Source organism: Acinetobacter sp. YH12027, from assembly GCF_013420085.1.
In the GTDB taxonomy this organism is placed as follows: Bacteria; Pseudomonadota; Gammaproteobacteria; order Pseudomonadales; family Moraxellaceae; genus Acinetobacter; species Acinetobacter amyesii.
Genome location: NZ_VOYW01000071.1, coordinates 1 through 7,349 on the forward strand (window position 1 = coordinate 1; position 7,349 = coordinate 7,349).

Below are 7,349 nucleotides of genomic sequence, written 5' to 3' on the forward strand. Positions count from 1 at the left end.
TTAATTTCCTGTTGGAAAGCCATGAAACATCCATTGTATTCCCCATAAGATTACTAAGATAAGGATCACCCAAACCATAATCTTTAAATTATACATTCTGTAAGTTTTCCTAAAATTAACATAATACGCGTTATACGAAATGCTTCTTTTTATTTCATATAAATCATAGTTTTATCGTATAGCAAAAAGCCCAACCCTCTCCGATTGGGCTTTTTTAATGATTGTTCACGTTCCACGCTTAGTATTTAAGCAATGTTTCACGGGATTTGTTAGCTCATATGGATAATCTGATTTTATGGTTTGAAATCCGTTTTTTGATGTAGAGCCTTCAAAATTCGTTTAGCCGTTTCTTCCCTTACACTTTTTGGATCTCGTAAAATCCCACTAATCCAAATCGCAAAAGTAGGATAGTCAGGAAAATTACTTAGATCAGAAAGTTCAGAAAGTTTAGATAGAATAGTGCTGTATTTATTAATTTGGGGATCTGACATATTACAAAATAGCTCTACTGTCTTTGTCTCTCTCTCGGGTGCTATGAGTTTTGGCTTAGGCTTCTCTTTCACAATAAACTTGAAACCAACCACAGACCGTCCTTGTTTAACGTTTTCATAAGTGAGTTCAATGTCTGTATTAGCTGTAATTTCATCTAATGAAGGCTTAATTACACGGTCTTTTAAATTACATAGCTTGTCGTAGGACTTTGGCAAACCTAACTCAGTTTTTATATGCTCTAAGGACATTTCAAATTGTCCCATAGCTTGATATTTTTTTGCTAAATGATATAGGTCGAACGAGTAGTCTTTTTTCAGACTGAGTACGATGTCTTTCTTGTACTTAGTGTATGGATTTAATTTGTCGAACTCTTTGAGCATCAAAAGAACTTCCTCTGGGAAGCATATGGATATTGAACCATTCTCATATATTGCTCTAATGACCCAGTTACAGTAGGTTTTTTTCTTATTATCACCATAGGAAAAATAACGTCTTAACAGGTTTTTACTCGCTTCTTCCATTTGCGAATACGCTGAGTTGGTTTTTATACCGCATTCTTTTGCAAAGCTCTCTGATGTTATGGTGATTGCATCTTTTTCAGTTGCATCAATTATCCGAGCTATAGGACTAGCAAGAATTAATAAGCGTTTTTCATCAATACTCATGCTTTTAAAGCACTCTTGAATCGTATTCTGCATAACAACCCAAGATACAGGGTATGTTTTTTTATAATCCATGAAACTACATTCCGCAAGAAGTAGTTTTTTATATCATATTGATTTATTTTTGCACACGATTTTTGTAGTTTTTAACATAAAACTACATTAAATATAGTGTAGTTTAGTTCATGCCATTTGTAGTTTCTAATCATGCCATTTGTAGTTTCTAATGTGCCAAAATCATGCCATTTGTAGTTTAGTTCATGCCATTTGTAGTTTTTTAAAGTCTGAAAGCCTTGCTATATGTGGTCTGGAAGGGTGTCTAAAAGTATTTAAAAGCTTTTTAAAAGAATAAAAGAGAATTAAAGGCAAAATCAAAAGCTATGGCACTCGCTTCGCTCGTGTCGTTTCAAAAGCAAAACCAAGAGCAAAAAGATTGATAATGCATTCGCTATGCTCATGCTTTTTTAAGATCAAAAGCCCCAAAGTTCGCACCCATTCGGGATGCTCTGTACTTACCGTTTTAGATTAAAAGGGAGTTTGTAATCAGGGAAAAGGCGTTGCTGAAATTTTTATGATGCTCAATCGCTCGTAGACACTCGCTTGGTTTAAACCTGTGAGGTTCAAAAAGAAAAAAACAAAGCGAACGGAGTGTGAGTGACATAAAGATAAATCGCTCATTCCCCCTCTGATTACTGTTTTGCTGAATTAGATTAAAAATCTAATTCAAAATCATTTTTAGGTTTTGGTTTATGCTCAGGTTCATAAGTTTGTTGAGAAGTATTCTGTCTAGGCAATGGATTTTTAATTTCGTAAATATCACTTTTAATAGTCTCAAAACTCTTTAAACACGCTTGATATGATTCTCTTTGCTGTTTCAAATGGTCGTTTTGAGGCTCTAAAATCTTCTCACATTTCAGATATTTCAGCATTTGATTGTCATTTTTGATCATTTTCTCAAATTTATCGTATTCCCATTCGTGGATATTTGAACGTGCACGGCTAATGTACGTTTCTAAATTTTTAGATTTTTTCTGTATGTAATCAATCAATTGTAGTGGGTTTTTATTGTTATAGGCCTCCTGTTGCTTGTCGCATAGTTCTTTGTGATAACCAACGTAATCGGGGTAATAACCGTCACTTCGCAAGTAACTGAAATTCGTAGCCGGTTTTGGCTTGAGTCGAATTTCCGCTACTGTGGTTTCTAGTCGTTCAAGTTGTTGATTAACGCTATTAATCTTTCTACAGTTTCCCCAAGCGTATTGATCTGCTTGCTTTGCGTCTCCAAATCTTCGTAAAAGTTGTTGGGTACTTTCAATTGCAAGATTTTCGAGAGTGCTTTCTCGATGTCCGCCTGCTGTGTGCCAATTGTCATTTGAATGGGTCTTAATTCTATCTTCACCAAGTCGCTGACAATGCTGTTTAAATCCAGTTGATTTAATGCTCTCGCTAATTGCGTTTGTAATTGGGTCTTCAAGTTTTCTTGAAATGCTTGCTGTAACTGCTCCGAAAAGTTGCCCTGCTCTAGCTTTGAAAGCTCTGCTTTCAGTGTCAAAATTAAGGCTTGCTGTGCTTCTTTCTCTGTATTCAGATTGCTGATTTTGCTCTTTAGACTCAGCTCGACTTCGCTGTAGTCGCTCAAAATGGTCTTTAATGAATCGATTTGTTGACTCAAAACCTTGTTTTGCTCGGCTAACAAGTTGTTTTGTTGCATCAATAAGCTGTTTTGCTCTGTCAAAAATTGGTCGATTTCGGTCTGCATGATCTAGTTCCGTATTTGTTTCAAGTAGTTGATCTGGTTTGTAATCACTTGTGAATTCTGTTGAATCATTTGCTCTTGTGCTTTGATTGTTTTTAAATTTGTATTGGCTTGATAGCCTAGATATAAAATTATTAAAAGAATCAGCAGTCCAAAAGCTATCATCCCCCATAGGATGTGTGTTGCTCTCTGGTTGCCCAATTTTTCCGTCAAAAGGCTCTGCAACTGACTCTCTATTGTCTCTCTCTGCCCCTCTATCGCTTGCTGTACTTGGTGTTGAATGCTGTTCTGCAGGAGCTTTTCGTCGATTCTGAGGCTCTGCAACTGCTTGTTGACTTGAGCCTGTAGAGCGTGAATTGAGGTTGAAAACGAATCTATGCTCGATTTCACTTTTGATATTTCCGATAGGTCTATATTCGCTAACTGCGTTTGCAGTGCGTCTATTTGCTCCGTATAGCTCGCTGTTAGCGATTTTATGGCTTTGGGTGATAGATTCCCTATTTCGGTCAAAATCGCTCTGAGATGCGATTTTATGGCCGATGTTGTCTGCTGTACTTCGTTTAAAAGTATAGTGCTGTTGGTGATAGGTCTCTCGCTTTGCTCGATAGTCATCTCGAACGTTTTCAGCGTTTCGGAGAGCTGTTGCAAGCTCTGCTGTAGTTGGTCGGCTTTCTGCTGCTGCTCTGAGATGCTCTGAATAAGCGTTAATTTCGAATTGTTCATGATAAAAGTCGCCTCTAAGTCGATGTCTTTTGCCACTTTTCAAAGTGGCAGTTAAGTATTCTTTACTTTGTTTGACCGATGCGATTCCTTCCAGTTGCTCAATACACTGGACAATATCTGCTCTGTTTTTTACTGTCAGAGTCCTTAAAAATGTTTGTACGTAGTTATCAACGAGCTTGCCAAACTGCTTTTTTGTAAGCGCCTCAAGATCTTGACCTGTAAAAATATTTTTAGCTTGAGCGTTGAGTTTTGCGACATAGTTTGGCTCTTGTGTCGTTTTCATCAAAAGCAGATCATCGGGGCGTGACCACTGGTACTTTGTGTTGAAGTAATCACGTAAAGAATCAAAATGCTTTTCATGGCCGGGTGGGGCAATATTGAGTGATTTACCGCTTTGAATATCTAGGCGTGGTGCTAGAACGTGGATATGCTTCGAGCCGTCATCGTCTGTGTGAAGCACGGCAAAAAGGTGGTACTGTGAGGGATCTAGTCCCGAAAAAGCATGCTTTTCAAACTCGTCTAAGACTTCTTTTATTTGTTCATCTGTCGGACTGTCTTCTTTTGACCATGCGATCACGCCACTGGTGTACTTCCACAAATGTGGACTTGAGTCACAGATGGCGTTAAATGTAGTCGCATCACCACGCAAAACATCAACACCTGCCCGAACATTGCCAAGATGATCGAACTTATCTAAAACATACGCTGAAGCGTGTGCGGCCGATCCTTTGCCGTGATTTAAAAATTTAATATGCACTTTCATCCTCCTCAGCAAGCTGTATCGAAGACAATTGCTTTTTAAGCCTTTCAGGGCTTTGTCTGCTGATTTTCGGAAGTGCAGGAAATACTTGTTCTAACTCGGTTTGAATGCCTTTTAAAACTGAAAAAATGCTGAAAATATCTAACTTGCGTTGCTCTTGCGGATCAGCATTTTTGATGATGTTCAATGCTCGTGCAATTTGGTTTAAGTTGTTCCCGATTTTGGATAGCTCAAGCAGTAAAGCAGGATCTGTTTTTTGATAGCGTTTAACCACTTCAATCACTGTTTTAACTTTGAGTCTAGGCTTCCTTTCATATTCTTCTGGTCGTCTTACGGTTACAGCATCTTGCATGATTTCCCTTTGAATTAAAGAGAGAATGAAGTCTGTAAAATTCGTGTTCTCTTTTTCGAGGTGCTGCTCAAGTTGTTCTAGCTGTAACTCTGTGAGTCTGAAAATTTTAGTTTTATTTCGCATATACACATCCCACTAACAGGCTTTTGGTTTTGCTTTTAAGTCAACTTTGTTGACTTGCCCATCTTGATGGGCTTGGGGTCTTAGGGGTTTCCCCTAACAAGTCCCTGTATATCAAAATTCGAAGAATTTTGTATATACAGGTAGGCTTGCTTATCTTATTTAGTCATCTAATAGTATTCTACTATATCGTGAAAGATTTATATAAAAAGATCAAAAAAAGGGTTTATCAGCTAATAATACCTAAATTTGTATATGAGTTTTTATGTTGAAATTATGATGGAAATGGGGACTGGCTCATTTACATAACTTTTAAAGGGGAGAAGCAATCCAATAGCCGTAGGTAGAACAAACTTCAGGAATAAAGCGAGTAACAGATTTTGGTATTACTGATGACGGCCCTCCACTAAGGATAATTTCATTACCTATAAAAACTTTATGATTATTAAATTTATTGGTGATGCTAATCCTACCGTCCTTTGTATATTCTAACTCATGATTATTAGCCCAAATAATAAATGAACCGGTATCACTACCAAGCCGAATACAACCATAAGGATCTACATGCAATTTCCCACCAGTAATGGTTACTCTTGAACCAGAATTAGCATGTTTAATAAAAATGATAGGTTTTACTGACTCTATGGAGTTAGATACGGGTTGGGACTTCGCTATACAACCAGTAAGCAATGTAATAATTATAAAAATTTGAGCTAAATTTTTTATTCTCATATTGAACTCTTTGAAGGCTATGCAATGCTTAGCTTCTTTTCAAACTTTCTTATCGTGCAACTAGCGTAAAGTAGCTCGATGCTTTGAAACATGGCTAAAGCCATATTTCAAAGCATCGAGCTAAAATTAGCCAAAAATCTCTGAATGGCTATCTAACTGGTGTAACTCTAAAATGTCATCCCCTACGAGCCTGTAAATCAAGACTAAATCAGGTTTAACGTGACAATCTCGACAATTCTTAAACTCAGCACCACCTTTTAATGGGTGATCTAGGTATTTTTCAGGCAATGGACTATTAGCAACTAAACAGTCCAGTACCTCAGCCCATTCAGCCGTAACTAAATCTAAGTAACGTCTTTTAATATTTCGTTTAAATGAGTTGGTTACGATGATCTTTCGTTTAGCCATGAGCTTCATCCGACATGGCTTTGATTGCTTCTTCTACTGTTTCGTACTCGGTGTACTCCCCATTTTCAATCTCTTTAAGAGATTGAAGCAACTTTGCTACTGCTGTTGGGGTCAGAGTTGGTTCTTTCGCATAGTCAAAAGCTAATGGAACAGTTCTTGTTTTCACCACCTGATTTAAAAAAAGTTTAAATGCTTGTGGCATTGTTAAACCATATTCTTCAAAAATATGATTTGCATTATCCCTCAAGTCTTCTTCTAAACGCATATTAAAATTGACTGCGGACATGGTTAATTCCTCTAAAAACCAATAATGTAAAGACAATATAAGTCATTATCTTTACATTTTCATTACTTTTGATGTAATAAATGGTTTCTAATCGCTAAATTTCGTATAATCGCCATTATGTTAAATGAAGCGAATTTATTCAAAAATTTATTCGATTTGAGTAATTTTAATAATAGTTAAATTTTAAAGAATCATATTTAAATATCAAATTAACAATAAAGTTGGAATTTTCTTATGTTCTTAAAAAAAATAGTTCTAATTAGTACAATAATAACTAGTAGTCTTGCTCTTGCATATGATCCTACAACGCCTTCATATTATTTAACGAAAGAATTGTGTGCAGAATATTATGCAGACTGTATTGATGTCTATGGGTCTGCTGGTAGGGGTGGAATGTCAGAGTGTGGAAACTCTTTAAATACATGCATCACTACAGGTGATTGGAATCCACCAAATCTTCCTGTACCATCATCGGATAGATTATTAAACCTTTTTAGTTCAGAAACTAGAGAAGCTACAACAAGATATACCACGGCCTAATAAATCAGGATCTCAATGTAATATGATTGGGATCCTTACCAACATATATAGAAGAGAAAAATGGATCAATTAAAAAAAATAAATGATGATTTGTATCAAGCTGCAATATTATTAGACAGTATTCCTAGTAAGATTCAATCAGATCCATCACTAGAAAATAGAGAAAATATCTTACTGATAGGAAAAGCTCTCAGTCATATTTTTGAACTCCAAAATAATATTTATAAAATTCGCCCTGATTTAAAAAATAATAATCAGTAATAACAGTTATTTATAGTATTTTTTAAGAAAGATAGCGGCTCATTTGAGAATATAAAAGTAATATTCTATTTGTAATAGTTTCTCTGAAATTAACATAATACGGATTATACGAAATCATCAATGTATAGCTTTAATTTCCTGTTGGAAAGCCATGAAACATCCATTGTATTCCCCATAAGATTACTAAGATAAGGATCACCCAAACCATAATCTTTAAATTATACATTCTGTAAGTTTTCCTAAAATTAACATAATAC

Annotated in this window: 7 protein-coding genes; 1 reads left to right on the forward strand and 6 read right to left on the reverse strand. The window is 35.9% G+C overall.

Annotated elements, in window-relative coordinates; translation table 11 throughout:
• Positions 1-293: 293 nt before the first annotated feature.
• The 6 genes from FTT94_RS15805 to FTT94_RS15830 form a co-directional block, all read right to left on the reverse strand.
• Positions 294-1,229 carry a replication initiation protein gene (locus FTT94_RS15805; RefSeq protein ID WP_159124544.1) on the reverse strand — a complete coding sequence of 312 codons (936 nt, stop codon included), beginning with the start codon at positions 1,227-1,229 and terminating at the stop codon, positions 294-296.
• 635 nt (positions 1,230-1,864) lie between these two features.
• On the reverse strand, positions 1,865-4,396 hold the full coding sequence (locus FTT94_RS15810; RefSeq protein ID WP_218948141.1) for a relaxase/mobilization nuclease domain-containing protein: 2,532 nt from the start codon (positions 4,394-4,396) through the stop codon (positions 1,865-1,867).
• Positions 4,380-4,868, reverse strand: a complete 489-nt coding sequence (mobC, locus tag FTT94_RS15815; RefSeq protein WP_159124546.1) for a plasmid mobilization relaxosome protein MobC — start codon at positions 4,866-4,868, stop codon at positions 4,380-4,382. Before mobC ends, FTT94_RS15810 begins: the two co-directional genes overlap by 17 nt.
• Positions 4,869-5,177: 309 nt before the next feature.
• The gene (locus tag FTT94_RS15820) at positions 5,178-5,597 is read right to left on the reverse strand and encodes a hypothetical protein (RefSeq protein ID WP_159124550.1); all 420 of its coding nucleotides are present in this window, start codon (positions 5,595-5,597) and stop codon (positions 5,178-5,180) included.
• Between the two features lie 126 nt (positions 5,598-5,723).
• Positions 5,724-6,005 (reverse strand): type II toxin-antitoxin system YafQ family toxin, encoded by a 282-nt coding sequence (locus FTT94_RS15825; protein WP_159124547.1) that lies wholly within the window; start codon positions 6,003-6,005, stop codon positions 5,724-5,726.
• Positions 5,998-6,291: a type II toxin-antitoxin system RelB/DinJ family antitoxin gene (locus FTT94_RS15830; protein WP_159124548.1), complete on the reverse strand. Its 294-nt coding sequence runs from the start codon at positions 6,289-6,291 to the stop codon at positions 5,998-6,000. Before FTT94_RS15830 ends, FTT94_RS15825 begins: the two co-directional genes overlap by 8 nt.
• Before the next feature lie 600 nt (positions 6,292-6,891).
• Here FTT94_RS15830 and FTT94_RS15835 point away from each other — a divergent pair.
• Positions 6,892-7,092 (forward strand): hypothetical protein, encoded by a 201-nt coding sequence (locus FTT94_RS15835; RefSeq protein WP_163146734.1) that lies wholly within the window; start codon positions 6,892-6,894, stop codon positions 7,090-7,092.
• The last annotated feature ends 257 nt before the right edge of the window (positions 7,093-7,349 follow it).

Bases quoted from the DNA above. Each gene is read 5' to 3' on its own strand.
- FTT94_RS15805 (WP_159124544.1), bottom strand. From the start codon at position 1,229: ATGGATTATAAAAAAACATACCCTGTATCTTGGGTTGTTATGCAGAAT.
- FTT94_RS15810 (WP_218948141.1), bottom strand. From the start codon at position 4,396: ATGAAAGTGCATATTAAATTTTTAAATCACGGCAAAGGATCGGCCGCA.
- mobC (WP_159124546.1), bottom strand. From the start codon at position 4,868: ATGCGAAATAAAACTAAAATTTTCAGACTCACAGAGTTACAGCTAGAA.
- FTT94_RS15820 (WP_159124550.1), bottom strand. From the start codon at position 5,597: ATGAGAATAAAAAATTTAGCTCAAATTTTTATAATTATTACATTGCTT.
- FTT94_RS15825 (WP_159124547.1), bottom strand. From the start codon at position 6,005: ATGGCTAAACGAAAGATCATCGTAACCAACTCATTTAAACGAAATATT.
- FTT94_RS15830 (WP_159124548.1), bottom strand. From the start codon at position 6,291: ATGTCCGCAGTCAATTTTAATATGCGTTTAGAAGAAGACTTGAGGGAT.
- FTT94_RS15835 (WP_163146734.1), top strand. From the start codon at position 6,892: ATGGATCAATTAAAAAAAATAAATGATGATTTGTATCAAGCTGCAATA.